The organism is Geobacillus sp. WSUCF-018B, from assembly GCF_002809985.1.
Taxonomy (GTDB): domain Bacteria; phylum Bacillota; class Bacilli; order Bacillales; family Anoxybacillaceae; genus Geobacillus; species Geobacillus thermophilus.
Window position 1 is genome coordinate 1 of sequence record NZ_PIJF01000058.1, and the last position, 19,074, is coordinate 19,074.

The window sequence follows — 19,074 nt, forward strand, 5'->3', positions numbered from 1 at the left end:
TTCCACGCCGTCCAATCGGGTCTCCACGCCATCTAACCGTGTTTCCACACCATCCAACCGGATCTCCACACCATTCAACCGCGTTTCCACGCCGTCCAATCGGGCCTCTACGCCATTCAACCGCGTTTCCACACGGTCTAACCGCTCTTTCACTGCGCCCATTTCCCGTTCGAGGCCGACGAGGCGTCCGTTCATTTCCGTCAAACGGCCATCCATCTGCTCAAACCGTTGGCGAGTTTCTTCTTGGAACACCAAAAATCCTTTTTCCATGTTGTCCAACTTGGACAAGATTTGACGCAACAGTTCCTCCATCGCTCTCCCCCATTTTGATTTTTCTCATGCATATTATAACATCCCCTGCCCAAAAAAGCAGGGGATGCGCACAAGAGGCAACCGTTCAATTCGCCTCGATCAATCCGTATTTTCCGTCTTTGCGGCGGTAGACGATGTTCGTCCGGTTTGTTTCCGCGTTGGTGAAAATGAAGAAGTTGTGCCCTAACAAATTCATCTGCAAAATCGCTTCTTCGCTGTCCATCGGCTTCAAGCTGAAGTGTTTCGTGCGCACGATTTCAAACTCCTCTTCATTCTCCGCTGCGGAAGCGCCGATCGAGACAGGGGCAGCCAGCTTCACCTCTTTCTCGCGGTCGCGCAGCTTGCGGTTCACCTTTGTTTTATGTTTGCGGATTTGCCGCTCCAGTTTATCGGCTACTAAATCGATCGCCGCATACATATCTTCATGGCGCTCTTCAGCGCGCAGCAACAAATGCGGAATCGGAATGGTCACCTCGATTTTCCCTTGCCCATCGTTGTAGACTTTTAAATTGACGTGCACATGCACGTCATCGGTGCCATCAAAGTAGCGTTCCAGTTTCCCGATTTTTTTCTCCACATACTCGCGCAACGCTGGCGTGACTTCGAGGTTTTCCCCGCGAACGTTATACATCATCGCTGACCACTCCTTATCTTATAAAACTGTAAATCCCTACACTTTTTATTACCCATCCAATCCATGTTTCAATCAAAAATATTTTTGAAGATTTTGTGAAAAACATAGGAAAATATGGTAAGATAGGCATAGGTGTTTTTTCTTATGATGTGGAAGGTACGGAGTGTGTGAACGATGCGAAAGGTCCATATTTCCCATGCAAAAAGCGGCGACGTGCTCGCTGTCGACTTGTTTGCCGCCAACGGCAGCGTCCTTTTGTCGCGCGGCGTACGGCTGACCAGCGGCTACATCCGTTCGTTGGCGCAAAAAGGGGTTCAATACATTTACATTGACGACAAACAAACCTATGACATCCGCCCGCGCCCGCTCATCAGCCCGACCGTGCGCCAGCAGGCGGTGAAAAAAGTGTACGAGACGATGACGGCCTTGATTGAGCAAAAAAAGCTGCTCAGCCGTGTGTCTTCCCTCGATTTGGGAAAAGAGTACGAAAAAGTGTTCAAAGACATTTTGGACTATTTGCTAAAACAAGAAGATTTGCTCATCAACTTGTCGGATTTGGTCATCTCAAACGGCTACTTTTTCCACCATTCGGTCAACGTCGCCACGATCGCCGGCGTCATCGGCATCGCCAAAGGCTACCGCCCTCAGCAGCTGCTTGACCTCGGCATCGGCGCGCTGTTGTTTGACATCGGCATGACGCAGCTTCCTGATGGGCTCTGGCGGAAAAAAGGAGTCTTGACAGAAGAGGAAAAGGAAATCATCCGCCGCCATACGTATCTCGGCTTCGAGCTGTTGCGGCGCCAGCGCAACATCTCGCTCTTTTCCGCCCACTGCGCCTTGCAGCACCATGAGCGGTGCGACGGCAGCGGCTACCCGCGCGCCTTATCGGGCGATGACATTCACGAATACGCCCGCATCGTCGCCATCGCCGACGTTTTTGACGCCTTGACATCGGCGCGCTACCACCGAAGACAATACTCGCCGCACGAGGCAGCCGAATACCTATCCGCCGCCGGCGGCATTTTAGACTATGATCTGATCAAGCTGTTTCTCTCTCACATCGCCATCTACCCGGTCGCCACGACCGTTAAGCTCAACACCGGAGAAGTCGGCGTCGTCTCGCAAGTGTTTCCAGGCTTCCCGCTCCGCCCGATCGTCCGTGTCATCAAAAATCCAGCGGGTGAGGAGCTGAAAAGCCCGTATGAGATTGACTTGCGGAAAGAGATGAACATCACCATTGTCAAGGCCGTTTGACTCTTTTGCCGCTCACGGCAAAAACAGGCGAACGAATGCCGGTTTCATTCGCCCTGCCGCACAAAAGCGGGTGCCCTCGATTCCAGCAAGAGGACACCCGCTTTCGCTTGAATGGCTGCCAAAGCACCGCCGCTCGTTCTTCACTGCACGACATACCGCCGCAGACCGCTCTCCATCGCACTCTTCCACGCCTGAAACGCCGGTGACAACCGTCCGCAAACAATCCGCTCCTTTGCCGCTGCATCAGAAAACTGCCCGTCAAGTGCCGCGGCCGCGTCGAGCACATCGACAAACCGTTCAAGATGACGGACGAAATCGTTCTCCTCAGCGAACAGCTGCTCTAGATACACGTTCGTCTCGCCAATTTTCCCAAGCGCCAGCAACACATCCGAAAGCAGCACGTCCGCATGCATCCGCCGCGGGTCAGAAAAGCTCGCCGCCACATAGTCGAGCCCTTCTTCGACTGTCTCGAGCAACGCTGCGTATTGGCGGATGATGTCCAGCGCGTCACTCGTCAATTTTGCCATATCCATTCCACCTATCGCCGTTTATCGTAAAACATTCCATCGAACGAAAGCGGCTGCTCGTACGGATGAACATAGCGGGCGTTCGCCTGCCGCTTCGCCTCGGTGATCCGCAAATCACTGCCAATCTCATCACGCACTTGACGAAGCCGCGCTTCAATCTCTCGATTCCAAGCAACGATCTCGCGGCCAAGCCGCTGCTCTTCCTCGCTGTATGGCGGCCGCAGCTCCCGAAGCCACTCCTCACGCCGCCGAAGCAGCTCATCCACTTGCACAAGCCGCGCCTCGCGCTCCTCAGCTGGCCACGGCAGAGCGGTCGCTTCGAGCAATTCGCGCGTCAACTGCCAAACTTCGCGCACGCTCATTACGCCTGCCCGCCTTCCGCGTATTGGCGCTGCCGATTGAGCTGAATCACTTGCTTCCACGTATCGCGAAACTCCGTGACATACCCTTCCACTTCATCCAAAATCGCCGCATCGTTTTTCACGTTTGCCTCAACGAGACGGCGGTAAATGTAGTCGTACATCGTCATCATCGATTTGGCGACATCATACTCCATTTTCAACGTCTTCATGAGTTCCAAAATGATGTTTTGCGCCTTAATCAAATTTTCATTGCGCGCCGCAATGTCCCCCTTCTCGATCGCCTGGCGCGCGAGCTTGATAAACTTCAAGCACCCGTTATACAACATCAACGTCAGTTCACCGGGCGACGCCGTCTGCACAGCGTTCGCTTGGTAGTGTTGATACGGATTGTTCGTTGCCATCCCGATCACTCCTCTTCCACGTCAAGTGCTGCACACGTTTCAAGACTGAAGCAAGAACGTTTTTTTCAGCCAAACCGCCCCTTTCAAGAGGCGTCGCGCCTTTTCAGTTGTCTCAGCCTAAAACCTCCATCATCAGGAAGCGGATCGCTTTCCGATGATGGCCAAGCGCCAACGGACGCCTGCATGCCACAGCCGCTGATCGTTATCTTTGCATGCCGCCAAAGGCATTCATCAAATACATGCTTTGCTGATTGGCGCGCTGAATCGCCTCTTCCATCGCTGTGAATTGGCGGTAGTAGCGGTCTTCAATTTGTTTCAAGCGGTCTTGGAATCGATCAATTTGGTCATTGATTTGAATTAAATCGCGCCCGATCGCAAACTGCTGGTTCGTCCAAATCGTCTTCCCCGCTTTTTGCTCAATCTTCCCGATCGTCGCTTTGATCGTATCGCGCAGGCGGCGGGCGATCCCTTTTTCCGCATCCGTCGCCCCGTCTTGGTTAAACAGTTGATAGACAGCATCCGGATTTTCCTTGATTTTCTCCCGCAGCTTCGTTTCGTCAATGATCAATTTCCCGCCATCAAGGTAGTTCGATGACGTCGTGATGCCAAGTTGCGCCAGCTGTGAAAACCCGCTCGGGATATTCGCCCCTTCCACTTTCGTGTACAAGTCCATCCGCATTTGGCTGAGGGCGCTGGACAAAATGGAATCACCGCGAAGCATCCCGCTCCGCGCTTTTTCTTCCCACAGCTCCACTTGCTTTTCCGTCATCGCTTCCTTTTGCTCGTCGGTAAGCGGCGGATAGTCGCGGTAGCGCTCTTCTTTCAACTCGGCGTTGATTTTGGCGATCACTTCATTGTATTTATCGACGAACCCTTTTATCGCGTTCACCATCGCGTCGACATCGGTCGAAACCGACACCGTCGCTGTCCCCGTTCCCTTCACGGTATACGTCACACCGTTGATCGTAAATGTATTCGACGAGCGGGTCGTTCGCAAGCCGTTGATGGTGATGTCGGCGTCTTTCCCTGCCGTTTTCCCCGTGAGCTCTTGCCCCGCTACGGTATTCGTAAACCCAAGCTTTTGCGCAAAAAAGTCAGCCGTCGCCTGATCGGCGAGCACCAGACTCGCTTGCGCTCCCGTGTCTTTTTTCATGATCGAAATCCGCCCGGTTTTTTCATCGTAAAACGCGCTGACGCCAAGATCTAGGTTGCTGTTGAGTTGGGCGATCAACCCGTCTAGCGTCGTTCCTTGTTTCACCGTGATCGACGCCTGCTTCGTCGTCCCATCCCCGTTTGTCACGTTGATCGTCAGCGTCACATCAGCGGCAACGGAAAAACTCGCCTTGTCCACCCTTACCGCTTCATCGGACAGCCAGACGGCCGAGGTGGCCACCCGATCGACCTGAATCGTCGTCGCCACATTCGCCGCGCTGGAGCCCGCGGTCGCCGTCACGGCCGCCTCATTCGAGCTTGAGACCGTTTTTTTGAGCATGTTGCTTTGGAGAGTGATGTTCGAAAACAAGTAATCATCCAGCCCTTGCAGCAGCGTGTTCATCGCCCGGTAATCATCGCGCTGCCACTCGAGCAGCTGCTTTTTTTGCTGGAGCTTATCCAGCGGCATCCGCTCTGCTTTCATCAAATCTTTGACGATTTGATCAATATCCATCCCGCTCGCCAAACCGCTGATGCGCAAATTCCCTGCCACGTGTCTTCACCACCGTTAAATTTTTCGATCCACCAACAATCCGACAAACTCCATCATCGCCGCATACGTATCCAGCAGCTTCTTCGGCGGAATTTCGCGGATCACCTCATGCGTCTTTTCATCGATTACTTGCACGTAGTACTCATTCAGCTCCTTATGCAGCTCAAACCGAATTGATGTATGGCTTGGCTGCAGCAACTCATTCAACCCATTGACTACATTCTCGAGCTCATCGTGCGAAAACAGCCGCGCAGGAGAAGAAACAGACTCCTCCCCTTCCGGCGGCCGCACCGCCGACAGCCCAGCATTCGTCTTCGCCTGGTCATTTCGCATCGGTTCATACGAAGGAAACGAAGAAGACAACCGTTCAATCGTCATCCGAATCCGCTCCTTTGGTTTGGACGCTTTCTATGATTTATATCGGATGAAACATGGGAAGTGTGAAGTGGGGAAAGGAGAGAAATGCGGTGGGTAACGACGAAAGAGTCCTTCTTGGAAAAATTGATGTATAATAAAGGTATCGAAAAGCAAAGGAGATGAGTACATTGGGGTTGGAGCATTTAGAGCAGTTTTTGAAACAGAAGAAAGAAGAAAGGGAGCGAAAGCAAATCAGCTGTGGCATTCAAGAAGACCAATTCCCTCGAAGACAAAGACGACATCGAATACGCCTGGAAAATCGCCACTCCCCCGCCAAACATCCGGTTTCTTGAGCTAAACGAAGATTCTTTTTCCGACGCTTTATTAGAGGTTCTTGTGCGTTGAGACGGACGGTTTTGTCGGGGGAAGGAAAATTTTGTTTTCACCAGTCTTGTAGATCTATGCGCGATAAACAACTGCACAATGCAATGCCAGCTTTCTCGCTTTAGCGGTCGATAACATCGTTTTACTAGGGGAATCATGAATTTCGGCATGATATGGATTTCGTCGCGACGGACAATAAACAAGATGAGCGCCGATATCCATACAAAAACCGGCTTCAACATAGACGACAGCCTTCACTTTTTCCACACCAAAACGGTCTTGAAATCTAGAAACGATCTCTTCCTCCGTTCGCCCGCCGTCTCGGTCAACAGAAACCCCTCTCTTATCTTTGAACAAAGCAGATGATGGACGATTGTGCTCCTCATCCCATACAATGCTCGGAAAAACAGCTCTAAACAGCCTTTCTTCCCGTCCGATCTCTGGTTTCATAAAAGTCAACAATGATTCGATTTATCTCCCGCACATCGTATGGGATCGATTTTTCCATTTCACGTCCATCTGCATATGACACAAAAACATCAATTTTGTTTTCAAAAAGTTCAAACTCCAAGTAATCTCCATTTTCTTTTTCAAACTCAAGCTGAATGCTATCTCGTGCTGTGGGGAACAGCTTCGGCTGCTTAATGATCGTGTGAATCACACTGAAGACCTTCTCAATCAATTTACCGGAAAATGAATCGGCGCCATTTCCATTCCAATCGCTTCCCAGTTCTCTGATGGCTTGCAGTTTGGCTATGTTTTCTGCCTTTCGCACTTGGTCATAAATAAAGGGAGTCACCCGTCCAAAAGAATGCTCATTTCGCCATATCACCGTTTTCATTGGTGTTGCTGTTTCCTCAACATGGGGCAACCAAACATGTTCCTCTCCCACTGTTTCCCGAATCAATGGTTCCGAAACGGGGAAACGGGCACGGACAGCTTGGGTTTTCGGCAAACGAAAATACTCGTCGATTCCAGTAGATGAAGACTTCTCTGCGGGTAAAATCATCGCTGTGTCCCCTCGTTCCGAATTTGTTCCAACATCATAATATGCTCACCCAGCCACTCGTGAAAAAGTTTCGCGGTCTCCAAATTCATCACAACCCCAGTTGACACATAGCGGATCACATTTTCCTCATGGTCAGGGGGCTGTACATCCGTCTTTCTTGCTGGCTGTCCCGTTCCTTCAAACACGTATGTTTCCTCGTAAGGCAAGGGACGGCGTTCAAAATAAAAGTTCACAACAATCTCCCCCTGCGGAGAAATTCCGCCGTGCGCCCCATTGACGTAGACAGGATTATAGTCATCAGCAAACAAGTATTTAAAATGAACGACCTTTTCTTTGCCAGACATGATACAACCTCCATGCCACAGTCTTTATTTTCATTATGAACATACGTTTTGAAATAAACAAGATGTAACCTTGCCCTTAATACCTAAGGTCCAAATTGTTAACGATACCTAAATCATGAAACCGTATTTTTCCTTTCTCCATTCCCATCGCCATTTCCTGCCGCGATCACCAATAAAAACTCAGAAAGCGGCTTCCATCAAATAAAAACCAAACGACAAACCTCGTTATTTTCGATAAAAGGAGAGCACTTTGTTTACCCCTTCTATAACCGTTCGAATATCATATTCGCTCATTTTCGGAAAAATGGGGATCGTTAACGCTCCTTCATACCACTTTTCCGCAATCGGACAAATGCCTTTCTTATATCCTAGTTGTTGATAATAAGGGTGGAAATAAACCGGAATGTAATGAACGTGCACACCGATATTTTCCGCCCGCAGCGCTTCAAAGATCTCTTTGCGCCCAACCCGGAAATGCTCCAATTGCAACTGAAGTACATATAAATGCCAGCTAGAATCAACATATGGAAGTTGATAAGGAATGCATACACCAGGAACGTTAGAAAACGCCTCATTATAGATCGCAGCAATTTCTCGCCGTTTCTGCACAAATGCATCAAGCTTTGTCAACTGGCTGAGCCCAAGCGCTGCTTGCAAATCCGTCATTCGGTAATTGTAGCCGAGATCCACCATCTCATAATACCAAGGCCCTTCATCATTGTTTACATTTTCTGTTATAATCCCATGCGTACGAAAGCGTTTTAATTTATGATAATACTCCTCATCGTCAGTGACAATAATCCCTCCCTCACCAGTCGTAATATGCTTGACAGGATGAAAGCTGAACATCGTCATATCGGCCAACGAGCCTACTTTCTTTCCTTTATAACACGAACCTAGAGAATGAGCTGCATCTTCGATGAAGACGAGACCATATTTTCTGGCGATTTCCCGAATTGGATCTAAATCGGCAGGCTGGCCTGTAAAATCAACGGCAATAATCGCCTTCGTGCGCGAAGTGATGGCCTTCTCAATCCGGCTTGGATCGATATTGTACGTTTTTTCGTCAATATCCACAAACACAGGTGTTCCGCCAACATACAGAACACAGTTGGCGCTGGCTGCGAAGGTAATCGGGGTCGTAATCACCTCATCTCCTTGCGAAATACCAGCCGCATAGCAAGCTCCATGCAAGGCAGCTGTTCCATTGGCAAACGCCACCGCATATTTCGCCCCGACATAGCGGGCCACCGCTTCTTCAAACTGCTGAATTTTCGGCCCTTGTGTAATAAAAGGGCTTCTTAATGTCTCCACCACCGCTTCAATATCATCCTCATCAATCCATTGCTGTCCGTAAGATAAAAAAGATTCACGCACAGGGGTTCCACCATGGATCGCTAGCTTCACGCCTCATTCCCTCCTTGGATACACTGAAGAAAAGCCACCCGACTACATCAGGCGGCTCGTTTTGATCCATTCTTCCGTCTTTTGAATCCCTTCTTCAAGAGACACTTGCGGCTCCCAACCAAGCAACCGCTTGGCTTTCTCATAATTGCATCGCAATTTTTGAATCTCGCTCTGTGGATGAATATGGGGAACATGCTCAATCCGCTTTTCATCGCCCACGATGAGCTTGGCCAAATCATTGATCGAAATGTCCCGGCCTAATCCAGCGTTCAAGATTTCCCCATTCACCTTATCTGAATAGCCTGCCTGAACAACAAATCGCGCACAATCGTCCACATACAATAAATCGCGTGTTTGCGTGCCATCGCCGTAAATGTGCAACGGCTCCCCCATCAATTTTTTCCGAATAAAGATGGCGACAACCCCGCCTTCGCCGCTTGTTTTTTGATAAGGACCATATGTATTAAACGGACGCACAACGACAACAGGCAAGTGATAAGCATAGAAATAAGACAACACCATATTTTCCGCCGCAATTTTCGCTCCCGCATACGGCGAAGCCGGCTTTGTCGGGTGAGTTTCGGCAATCCCTGTTTCATGATAGCAACGGTCATACACCATGCATGTGCTCATAAAAACCAATTTGGTTCGATGCTTCCTGCATTGTTCAAGAAGATAAAACGTTCCAATCGTATCGTTGTAAAACGTTGTTCTTGGATCATCAATGGAATCTTGCACATTAATCGACGCCGCTAAGTGGTAGCAAAGATCATATTCATGTTCACGAAAAAGCTGTGCAAGCAAACGTTCGTCTTTGATATCCCCGACGATGAATTGCTTCAAATTTGGATGATGGCGAAACTCGGAAATATTTTCTTCCCGCCCATTCGAAAGGTCATCCACAATCCAGACATCATGCCCATCGTCAAGTAGCCGTTTCGCCACGGCGCGCCCAATAAACCCCGCACCGCCTGTCAACAATATTCTCATACGGATCACTCCTTACCATAATAAATCCCATGTCACCGGCGTTCCTTTTTTTACGTCGCGTTTCACGGTTTTTCCAAGCAGCTGATCGAAATATTTCGGCGGCAATCCATTGCCAGGACGAATCGCGCGCACATTTTCCTTCGTCAACGTCTCGCCTGCCTTCATATCTCGCACAATGTATAACGACCGCCGATGTTTCAATGATGCTTTCTCCGCGTCCGTAGGGCCATATTGAACATGGCCGATGCTTTGCCAAGCCCGTTCCGTTTCGATCACTAATGCAGCCATTTCATGCGGTTCCATGGAAAAAGCAGCATCCACTCCTCCTTCTGCACGGGAAAGGGTAAAATGTTTTTCAATGACAGTGGCGCCGAACGCAACAGCGGCGACACTGACTCCAATGCCCATCGTATGGTCGGACAGTCCGACTTGACATTGAAACAGCTCTCTCATATGCGGAATCGTCGCCAAATGTGAGTTCTCTGGCGTCGCGGGATATGTGCTTGTGCATTTTAATAAAATGAGATCACGGCAACCCGATTCTCTCGCCGCTCTAACCGTTTCGTCCAACTCCGCCGCTGTCGCCATCCCTGTTGAAATAATTAATGGTTTCCCTGTTGCGGCAACCTTGCGGATTAAAGGCAAATCCGTATTTTCAAACGAGGCGATTTTATAGGCAGGCACATTCAGTTCCTCTAAAAACTCAACGGCCGTTTCATCAAAAGGAGTGCTGAACGCAATAAGCCCTAATTCGTTACAGCGTCGAAAAATCGGTTCATGCCATTCCCAAGGCGTGTACGCTTCTTGATAGAGCTTATAAAGCGAATTCCCCCGCCAAAGGTTCTCGGGGTCATCAATAAAAAAATCACCTTCGTCCATATCGAGCGTCATCGTATCCGCCGTATACGTCTGCAATTTCACCGCATCAACGCCTGCTTGCGCTGCTGCTTCCACGATGGCCAACGCTCTCTCCAACGACTGATTATGGTTACCGGACATTTCCGCAATAATAAACGGTTTATGATTCGGCCCAATAAGACGATGGCCAATTTGAATGTCTTTGATCAATGGATCATCCCTCCAATAGCGCCTCCACGACCGGATGTACGATATACTCTTTTGTACTCCCTACCAATTCGAGCGCTTTGCGGCTCATGTGCTTCAGTTGTTCCCGTGAAGCAATCGCTCTATACACTATATCGGCATAATCAGCCGATTTTACATCTGCATGCCAACCTATATTCCAAACGGCTCCGTACGCGGCGGCGTCTTCCGTCGATCGCCTTTGGTTTTCAGCAACGATTGTCACCGCGGAGGGCAGGCCGAGAAAGCATCGTTCCCACATCGACACGCCGCCGGCCCCAAGTGAAAAATCCGCCTTTGCCATCAACTCAGCAAGGTAACCAATTTGGCAATGGTAATGAAAGCCCATTTCACGACAGAATGGTTCCACGCGAAAACGATTCGAATTGGCTTTCCCTACCACAACGTCAACTTCCACATCAAGACCATCCAACTCCTTGAAAGCATGCAACGCTTTCTCCGTTTCATTCGTCGGATCGCTGCCGCCGAAAAACAGAAGGATCCGCTTCACTTGACCGTTGCGAAGATTGGAGAATTTTTTCGCTTCATAAAATTCCGGCCGCAACAACATATATTGTGGACCTAACAATAGACGGCAGCTTGGCGGTACAAGACTATGGTACCGCTGTTGCGCCTGACGGTAATAGTTTTGATCCAACAACAAATCACATTGATGAGGTCGGTTCGCTAAATCATCGATCACCATCATACGGCCGACATAGGCTTTCACGTTTTCTTCCCAGCAGCGATCAAGCTCATAATGGTCGACAATGCACCAATCGAGCGATGGAAGCTGCTGCCTAATCACCTCAATCGTCCGCTTCGCATCGATTTTTTGTACAACAGGTCCTTCGTACACAAGGCGAAGCACAGGAAACCCTTTATGTTCAACCTCATCGCACAAATCCCCTGGGCCTGCCCTCATCGCAAAATAAACGGCACAACCAGCTTCTTTCAGCATCTCCGCCAACGCCAAACAGCGCATCACATGGCCGGTGCCGATCGCAAACGATGAGTCGACACGGAATAAAATATTCATGATCCTATTCGCCTCTATCCATTCAAGCCATAAAATGTTTGTGATACATCACCGTTTCAACGATTTTTTCCGCTCTTGCCAACCAAGTATGCTTTTCCATCACTTTCTTTCTTCCATTCTCAGCAATCTTCTGCAACGTTACTTTATCATCCAAAAATGACTGTATCCTAGCATGAGGATATGGAGCAAAAGAGTACAAAAGAAGATCTTCTCCGTCCTTAAATTCACGTTCCAAAAATAAAACTTGCAGCGAGATCTTGAATAAAATATCGAAGCACACCATACTGACTTTGCCCATTATAAAGGACAATCGTTTTATTTTGATCACTCATCGCTTTGCCTCCGCGTACACATGTTACACCACCGGTTTTTGCTGAACATGGGCGTTGAGTTTGGCCACATCGGGATGAGCCAGTAAAAACTGAACGACCTCGCTCGAACGAACGAGCCGATTCCCTTTGAAATGGTTCGCAACGGCCGCGCACAATTGATAGTCTTCTTCGGTATCCAACGTGATGCGCAACTGCGGTTGACAAATGTCTTTCGGCGCTTGAACATAGGTGCGGCGGAATTCAGTCGGAAATTCATAGGCGTAGTACGTCACATGCTCACGATGACGCGGCTCTTTCCCATGATGATAAATGTATTCGAGCGCGGAAAACGACACCATTTCCACAACTAGACCACGCGGCAGCTCTCCTTCCACTATGACAATATCAGATGGCTCAGCCTTCATGGCCGCAACAATTTGATTGGCTAGTTCAAAATCAACAAACGGGCAATCCGCCGTCACGCGAATGACATAATCAGGCTGATGAGGCTTAGCGCACTCGTAATAGCGGGCAAGCACGTCGCCCTCTGAGCCGCGGAAACAAGATACGTGGCGTTTCTGGCACCAATTTTCAATCGCATCATCTTGCATCAGAGTGGACGTCGCCACCATCACTTCATCAATTTCTTCTACTTGTTGGCATCGTGAAACAACATAGTCCAACACAACCGTATCCCCAAGCGACATGAGCACTTTTCCCGGCAGCCGAGACGACCCCATGCGCGCTTGAATGATGATGATCGTTTTCAAGTCGATCCTCCTTCACCAATCGATCACAAAATCGGCTGGATGTCGAATTTGCCTCTTCTCTTTCGGTGAACGATGAAATGGATAATCGTCCAAATTCCTCCCCTGCGCCTCAAGAAAGAACCAATAAAAACTGTCCAACCCCACTTCGATGCTTAACGTCGAAGCCCCACCAAAGCGGGGGTTGCACTCGATGAGATGAAACTGCCCCTCACGATCAATGATCGCCTGCATCACCGCATGCCCGTATAACCCTAAATAGGAGGCGACAGCGGTACACATGCCCTCTAATTTTTCATTTCTGATCGTGGTGGTGATGTGCGACTCCCCATTGACCACGTAATCTCTTTTTCGCGCTACTGCTCCTTTCGCTCGCCCCATCCGCGTCATGTAGAGATCGATGCTGATCTCTGTCCCAGCGATAAAAGGTTGAAAAACAGGGGCCTCCAGCTCCTTGGCATGCCAATTTGCTTCTTCTTTTGTTAAACAAAGCCCTATGTTTCTCGCCCCCGCTCCGTAACGCTCCTTCACAACATAATAACCATGGTTCAGCTCTTCCAGCGAAAGTGCTGTCGGAATGACAGGAAACCCTTGAGCAGAGAGCCGTTCATAAAACTGCAGCTTGTCGAGACAAGTCTCAATCGCGTTCCGTTCAGACACCATAACAACTATACCATTCTCTTCGAATACTTGACGATAGGAAGAAAAGAACGGAAGCTCGCCATCTCTTGTCGGTATAATAAAGCGGATGCACTTTTGACGGCAAATCGAAATGAATTCTTCAACGGCTAGCTCATCTAACGAGGGCATCTCCCAAAATTCATCAATAAAATAGCGTCCAATGCAATTCCCGTTGCGATCAGCGCCAATGAGAGCCCCCGTCATCCCTGCTTTTCGCATCGCCCGCCGGACAGCACTGAGCAATGGGACTTTTTTCGAAATGCTTGTCACCAGGACGTTGATACGAACCACCTCTTTCACCGAATAGAGGGAAAAACCAGCAACACTCCTTTGCCGGCTTACAACAAGTTCATCAATTCCGTCAACGAGCCGATCTTCATGTCCGCTTCGTATTCGTCCCCCAACTTCGTTCGCATATGATCGCCGACATCTCGAATGACCCGCACCGTGCCCATCCCAAGCCTTTTCGCGGCAATAAAGTCTTTATTTGGGTTATCGCCGATGTATACGCAATCGCGAAAATCCAATCCCAAATCCTCCACCATCTTTCGATAGGGTGTCTCGCTCGGCTTCCAATGTTCCCTTCCCAAATCGCCGGTGACGATGATGGCATCTACGACATGCTCGAGTTCAAGCGCTTTGATTTTCGCCCATTGCATCGTCGAATCCCCATCCGTGATGATGCCGAGCTTTTTTCCTGTCTGTCTCAAATGAGCCAGGACTTCCTTCGCATCATCATATAGCGAAATATCGGGCCGATGACTGCGGTAAAGACGGACGAGGCGGACAATATCGGCGTCAATCCCCAGTTGCTTGCATACGTCATCAAACACCCGCCCGCGCCCATTTCGCCGCCATTCATCGATCAGCATTTGATGAATGCCGTCTATCCCTATGTCTGGACGCTGCTTCGCCAGCTCATTCGCCACCGTCCAAAATCCCGATCTGACGTAATCGTGTTCACAATACAGCGTGTCGTCGAGGTCGAAGATGTATCCACTATAATCCACAACTGACTTCAAATCCTTTCAATTTTGACTACAAAAAATTTCCTCTGTGTTGACTCTCGTTTTTTTTCACATGCCTTAGTATATCTCCCATGACATGCTAAAAGGGTGATGTCCCCTCTCTTAATTCCGTTCCTCTTTGGACAACGATAAACTCTAAATCCGTATTCGCCTTTATTGTATGCTCGGCTTTTGCAGAGATTTGTAAAACATCACCTTCTCGTACTCTGTGCAATTCGCCATTTAAAACAAACTCCCCCTCTCCTGAAATAATCGTCCATATTTCACTTCGCCTATAATGCACTTGATAGCTTAAATTCTTTCCAGCTAGGAGGAAAACACGTTTCGTCAATACTTCCTGCCCATTTCCCAACATTGTATAATCAAGCACACGATACCAACCCCAGCAATGCTCTTCATACATTGGACGGTAGTTAAAATCATGAATTATATCCTTTAACCGTGGGCTAGCAGCTTTATCCGTCACTAAAATTCCATTCGGGCTTGCAGCAACCACAACATTAGATAAACCAAGCACCACAACAGGAATATGCAATTCATTGACTAAATGTGTATTTTCGCAATCACAACTAATAATTCCTTTTCCGAGAACTAAATCACCCATTTCTTCTGTCAATGTATTCCATGTACCAAGGTCTTTCCATTCCCCATTATACGAAAGTGCTATAATCTTTTTTGTTTTTTCCACTACTTCATAGTCAAAGCTTATTTTTCTAAGCATAGAATATTGTTTAAGAAATGTTTCATGTTCTGTAGGATATCCTTTAGCTTTTAATAGATCTAACAAAAACCCTAAACGAAATGCAAAAATTCCAGCATTCCACAATGCATTGCGCTCAATCAACTTCACCGCTTCATGTTCGGAAGGTTTCTCTACAAAACCTTTTACCCAGAAATAATTCCCATCCCCTTCATGCGGCACAATATAGCCATATTTGGTCGATGGATATGTCGGTTTGATTCCAATAAGCGCTAATTGCGCATCTGATTGATTAACGATCTTTTCCAGCTCTTTTACTTTTTCAAAAAACTTATCATCCACATATGAGTCAACAGGCAAAACAGTAACTACCTCTTCCTCACCTAGTCCAACAACACCTGAAAGATAAATAGAAGCTAACGAAATTGCAGGAAACGTATCCCTCCCTTCTGGTTCAATAATAATTGGCACGTCATATCCTAATTGACTTTGTAGTATATCGATTTGTGCTTTTCCAGTTACAATAAAGGATTCTTTAGACAAACCAACGGAAGATAGTTGGCGCCAAACACGCTGCACCATTGATTCTAGCTGACCATCTTCCGTTTTTAAAACTTTTAAAAACTGTTTTGCGCGCGTATCATTCGAAAGCGGCCAAAGCCGTTTTCCGGAACCTCCAGACAGGAGGATTACCTTCATTAACAATCACCCACTTGATGTTTGGAGACTAAACGATTAAACATTTTTTCATATTCAATCACTGTATGTTCAAAATCAAATATTCCCAAAATTTTGTTTGCTGCATTCTTCACCTTTGTTTCTACTGTTTTTTCATTCATTTCCATTACTTGTTTGATCCGATCTACAATTGCCTTAACATCCCCCGGAACAAACCCTCCTAAACCATCACTGCCGATAATTCTTTTAATATCTAGTGTACCTTCGATTTCCGAAAAAATAGTCGGAATCTCTAACACCATTGCTTCCAAAATAGCTAGACCAAGTCCCTCATTATACGATGGAAAAACAAATAAATCTGCTGCTGTAACAATTTCATACGGGTCTTCTACCCATCCAGTGAGAATAACCCTATCTTCGAGAGATAATTTTTGAATTTCTTCTTGAAGCAATCGTACATAGTTAGGATAGTCTATCATATTGCCAACAAAAACAAGATAAATATTGTGATCATAATCAACTATTTGTTGCATGGCACGAATTAAATCTAATTGACCTTTTCGTTCACACACTTCCGCCAGCTGTGTAATAATTTTTGCATTTTGGGGTAGCCCATACTTTTCACGTATCTTTTTCCTAATGACTTGTTTTTTATTTATGTACGGTTGAGGGTTGAGCCAAAGTCCCGGATAAATCACAGTTGTTGGCACATGAATCCCTTTGCTTTGTCCATACTTTCGGTAGGCATGCGATACATAGCAAACTATGTCGCACTCGTTAAATGCCCACGCATCTGCAATATTCATCCATTCTGGTCTGGTTGGTGACCAACTATGGAAAGTGGCTACGATAGGGATATGTATGTCTGCCATCCTACTAGCCACACGAGCTGCAAAAGCAGGTACACCAGCATGAACATGAATAATATCATAATGTTTCTCACTCAATAATCTGGCGAGCTTTTGTGTTTCCGGCCAAAACAGCTCGTGCTCTCTTTTAAAAAAATTCATCTGAAAATGACCAATTCCACTTTTTCGTAACTCATCAATTAATTCATCCCAATCAGACAAACCTTCAATTTTCCCTGCAGAAATAACATCTACCTCATGCCCACGCTTCTTAAGTCCTTCAGAAATACGAGTTGTAACTAAACCTGAACCACTTTTAAGAATAGTTGTTATCTCTAGCACCTTCATACATAAAACTCCCCTATTTTTCCTAATACTTATCGGAGCATAATAGCTAAAGTTTGTACCCCAAAAATTAAAAAGGGTTCATCACCAAAAGATGTACTTGACTTTTAAAGGTAAACATTATGGAAATGTTAACCAAAAATATTAATAATAAGGGATGAACTCCATTTGAGTTTTCATCATCTATAATCCTCTTTCATTGTCAAGTACACTTTATGGTGAAGATCCCGGAAATCATCACTTTTATCAACCTTCTTTAAGGAAGAAGATCGATTTTGACATACCTTTATGAAATATTAGCCATTTTTGCAACAACCTCTTTAAGCTTTTATGATTTATTTAAACACTTCAAAAATACATCCCTGGTTTGCAGGGCTGTCTTTTCCCACGAGAATAGTTTTGACCGCTCTAAACTTTTTTCGCGCAATTGTCGTTGTAAAGTAGGAGATAATAAGACTTTCTCTATTGTATACGCAATTGATTCAACATCATAGGGATTACAATAAAGTGCTGCATCTCCCCCCACCTCAGGTAGAGATGATACATTTGAAGTTACTACTGGCACACCATATCCCATGGCTTCTAACACTGGCAGTCCAAATCCCTCATATAAGGAAGGATATACAAACACCTCAGCGTTACTGTATAAAACCCCCAAATCTTCATCTGGCACATATCCTGTCATGATAATATTATCCTTGAATGGACTTTTCTCAATCTCCCTTATAAGCTCTTCAGACCGCATCCCAAATCCACCTACAAAAACCAAATGAAATTCTTCTTTTAGTTTAGTTCTAATAATTTCGTAAGCCTTTAATAATCTAGTTAAGTTTTTTCTCGGTTCCAAAGTGCATAAAGACAATATATAGCCTTTATTTATTCTATACTTTTCAAATACTTTTTGTTGCGCTTCCCCAACATCTTCTCTATTGAAACATTTAGAGTGACCAGCTAAATAAATAACTGAAATTTTCTCTTCTTCAATTCCATAAAGCTCCATAATGTCTTGTTTAGTTGAATTTGACACCGTTATTATATGGTCAATATGCTCCGCGCACTCACGCATATATGTATCATAAAAATTGTAAATGCCTGTATTCCGAAATATCTCGGGAAGTCTAAGTGGTATAAGGTCATGTATAGTGACAATCCCCTTAAAAGTCCTTCTTTCAGGGAGTGGATAAAAAGGCGAAAACATCATGTCCAAATCTTCTACATAGCCTATTAGAGATAACAATTTATTTGCAAATTCTATATCCCCATACGGCAATTCTATGGGGATCGTCATGTTCTTTGTATATTCCAACTCACTTCTATCTACATTACCGATAAAATAATATTCTTCTTTAAATTTAATTAACTCTTTAGTCAAATTTAAAGCATATCTTCCCAAACCGGTAATATTAAGACTATCTAAGACTCTCAAATCTATCCCTATTTTCAATTAGATCACTTCCTTTCTACCATTGAATATTCCCAGTACCAATTACAAATTTGTCTATATAATTGGATACTTTCCTTCTTTAATGCTAAGTTATTGATTCTATATAATTCCATATAACTATTAAACACATAGTGCACATCAGGCGATATTCTCTCTATAATTTCTTCCACGTTTTCATACCCTGCTCCAAAGCGATTGTTGTATAGAACAACCACTTTATCAAAGAACTTCTCGCTTAAATAATTAAAAATTTCATCAAACCTACTAATATCATAATTTCCATTATGGCGATATTCTATAATTTCAACACTATCCCCGTATAGTTCTTCCAATTCATGTTTATTTGCGTAACTGGTGATAATATATTTTCGTAACTATTCACCCCAGTGCTAGTGTATAAAAAAGCCCAGCACAAATAGGGCATTTCGGTCATAGAAAATGCCCTAGGTAGCGGAAAGAACTCG

General features: G+C 46.3%; 22 protein-coding genes and 1 pseudogene. 1 reads left to right on the forward strand and 22 read right to left on the reverse strand.

Features of this window, described 5'->3' with window-relative positions; genetic code table 11:
- Positions 1–312, reverse strand: a pseudogene (locus tag CV944_RS14375) (hypothetical protein); the annotation flags it as partial.
- Positions 313–397: 85 nt separating this feature from the next.
- The gene (gene hpf, locus CV944_RS14380) at positions 398–946 is read right to left on the reverse strand and encodes a ribosome hibernation-promoting factor, HPF/YfiA family (protein WP_100664405.1); all 549 of its coding nucleotides are present in this window, start codon (positions 944–946) and stop codon (positions 398–400) included.
- A gap of 174 nt (positions 947–1,120) precedes the next feature.
- On the opposite strand from hpf, the gene CV944_RS14385 reads away from it, so the two are divergent.
- The gene (locus CV944_RS14385) at positions 1,121–2,200 is read left to right on the forward strand and encodes an HD-GYP domain-containing protein (protein ID WP_050367805.1); all 1,080 of its coding nucleotides are present in this window, start codon (positions 1,121–1,123) and stop codon (positions 2,198–2,200) included.
- A 140-nt stretch (positions 2,201–2,340) separates the two neighbouring features.
- Here CV944_RS14385 and CV944_RS14390 read toward each other — a convergent pair whose 3' ends face one another.
- The 20 genes from CV944_RS14390 to CV944_RS17350 all read right to left on the reverse strand — a co-directional run bounded on the left by CV944_RS14390 (position 2,341) and on the right by CV944_RS17350 (position 18,942).
- Positions 2,341–2,727 carry a DUF8042 domain-containing protein gene (locus CV944_RS14390; protein ID WP_050367806.1) on the reverse strand — a complete coding sequence of 129 codons (387 nt, stop codon included), beginning with the start codon at positions 2,725–2,727 and terminating at the stop codon, positions 2,341–2,343.
- An 11-nt stretch (positions 2,728–2,738) separates the two neighbouring features.
- Positions 2,739–3,089, reverse strand: coding sequence for a flagellar protein FliT (fliT, locus tag CV944_RS14395; protein ID WP_031407046.1), 351 nt, complete (start codon positions 3,087–3,089; stop codon positions 2,739–2,741).
- Positions 3,089–3,490 (reverse strand): flagellar export chaperone FliS, encoded by a 402-nt coding sequence (gene fliS / locus CV944_RS14400; RefSeq protein ID WP_100664406.1) that lies wholly within the window; start codon positions 3,488–3,490, stop codon positions 3,089–3,091. Before fliS ends, fliT begins: the two co-directional genes overlap by 1 nt.
- 202 nt (positions 3,491–3,692) lie before the next feature.
- A complete protein-coding gene (locus CV944_RS14405; protein ID WP_100664407.1) occupies positions 3,693–5,195 on the reverse strand; it encodes a flagellar hook-associated protein 2 in 1,503 nt (500 codons plus the stop codon).
- A gap of 15 nt (positions 5,196–5,210) precedes the next feature.
- Positions 5,211–5,573 (reverse strand): flagellar protein FlaG, encoded by a 363-nt coding sequence (gene flaG / locus CV944_RS14410; RefSeq protein WP_100664408.1) that lies wholly within the window; start codon positions 5,571–5,573, stop codon positions 5,211–5,213.
- A gap of 438 nt (positions 5,574–6,011) precedes the next feature.
- The gene (locus tag CV944_RS17190) at positions 6,012–6,386 is read right to left on the reverse strand and encodes a hypothetical protein (protein ID WP_145994831.1); all 375 of its coding nucleotides are present in this window, start codon (positions 6,384–6,386) and stop codon (positions 6,012–6,014) included.
- Positions 6,349–6,945: a hypothetical protein gene (locus tag CV944_RS14415; protein ID WP_100664409.1), complete on the reverse strand. Its 597-nt coding sequence runs from the start codon at positions 6,943–6,945 to the stop codon at positions 6,349–6,351. The genes CV944_RS17190 and CV944_RS14415 overlap by 38 nt, the downstream gene beginning before the upstream one ends.
- On the reverse strand, positions 6,942–7,289 hold the full coding sequence (locus CV944_RS14420; RefSeq protein ID WP_023633660.1) for a hypothetical protein: 348 nt from the start codon (positions 7,287–7,289) through the stop codon (positions 6,942–6,944). The genes CV944_RS14415 and CV944_RS14420 overlap by 4 nt, the downstream gene beginning before the upstream one ends.
- A 225-nt stretch (positions 7,290–7,514) precedes the next feature.
- Positions 7,515–8,696: a UDP-4-amino-4,6-dideoxy-N-acetyl-beta-L-altrosamine transaminase gene (gene pseC / locus CV944_RS14425; protein WP_100664410.1), complete on the reverse strand. Its 1,182-nt coding sequence runs from the start codon at positions 8,694–8,696 to the stop codon at positions 7,515–7,517.
- Positions 8,697–8,738: 42 nt separating this feature from the next.
- Entirely contained in the window at positions 8,739–9,686 is a 948-nt protein-coding gene (locus tag CV944_RS14430) for a dTDP-glucose 4,6-dehydratase (protein WP_100664411.1), read from the reverse strand.
- A 12-nt stretch (positions 9,687–9,698) separates the two neighbouring features.
- Complete coding sequence (pseI, locus tag CV944_RS14435) at positions 9,699–10,754, reverse strand: pseudaminic acid synthase (protein WP_100664412.1); 1,056 nt, start codon at positions 10,752–10,754, stop codon at positions 9,699–9,701.
- Between the two features lie 4 nt (positions 10,755–10,758).
- Entirely contained in the window at positions 10,759–11,808 is a 1,050-nt protein-coding gene (gene pseG, locus CV944_RS14440) for a UDP-2,4-diacetamido-2,4,6-trideoxy-beta-L-altropyranose hydrolase (RefSeq protein WP_100664413.1), read from the reverse strand.
- Positions 11,809–11,830: 22 nt separating this feature from the next.
- Positions 11,831–12,136 carry a glycosyltransferase gene (locus CV944_RS14445; protein ID WP_047819017.1) on the reverse strand — a complete coding sequence of 102 codons (306 nt, stop codon included), beginning with the start codon at positions 12,134–12,136 and terminating at the stop codon, positions 11,831–11,833.
- 27 nt (positions 12,137–12,163) lie between these two features.
- Positions 12,164–12,889, reverse strand: a complete 726-nt coding sequence (locus tag CV944_RS14450) for a cytidylyltransferase domain-containing protein (protein WP_100664414.1) — start codon at positions 12,887–12,889, stop codon at positions 12,164–12,166.
- Between the two features lie 12 nt (positions 12,890–12,901).
- Complete coding sequence (locus tag CV944_RS14455; protein WP_100664415.1) at positions 12,902–13,867, reverse strand: ATP-grasp domain-containing protein; 966 nt, start codon at positions 13,865–13,867, stop codon at positions 12,902–12,904.
- Positions 13,868–13,905: 38 nt separating this feature from the next.
- The gene (locus tag CV944_RS14460) at positions 13,906–14,577 is read right to left on the reverse strand and encodes an HAD family hydrolase (RefSeq protein ID WP_162924026.1); all 672 of its coding nucleotides are present in this window, start codon (positions 14,575–14,577) and stop codon (positions 13,906–13,908) included.
- 97 nt (positions 14,578–14,674) lie between these two features.
- Positions 14,675–15,994 (reverse strand): sugar phosphate nucleotidyltransferase, encoded by a 1,320-nt coding sequence (locus tag CV944_RS14465; protein WP_100664417.1) that lies wholly within the window; start codon positions 15,992–15,994, stop codon positions 14,675–14,677.
- A complete protein-coding gene (locus tag CV944_RS14470) occupies positions 15,994–17,169 on the reverse strand; it encodes a glycosyltransferase family 4 protein (RefSeq protein WP_100664418.1) in 1,176 nt (391 codons plus the stop codon). Before CV944_RS14470 ends, CV944_RS14465 begins: the two co-directional genes overlap by 1 nt.
- A gap of 325 nt (positions 17,170–17,494) precedes the next feature.
- Positions 17,495–18,610 carry a glycosyltransferase family 4 protein gene (locus tag CV944_RS14475; RefSeq protein ID WP_100664419.1) on the reverse strand — a complete coding sequence of 372 codons (1,116 nt, stop codon included), beginning with the start codon at positions 18,608–18,610 and terminating at the stop codon, positions 17,495–17,497.
- Positions 18,611–18,615: 5 nt separating this feature from the next.
- On the reverse strand, positions 18,616–18,942 hold the full coding sequence (locus tag CV944_RS17350; protein WP_158236223.1) for a hypothetical protein: 327 nt from the start codon (positions 18,940–18,942) through the stop codon (positions 18,616–18,618).
- Positions 18,943–19,074: the final 132 nt, after the last annotated feature.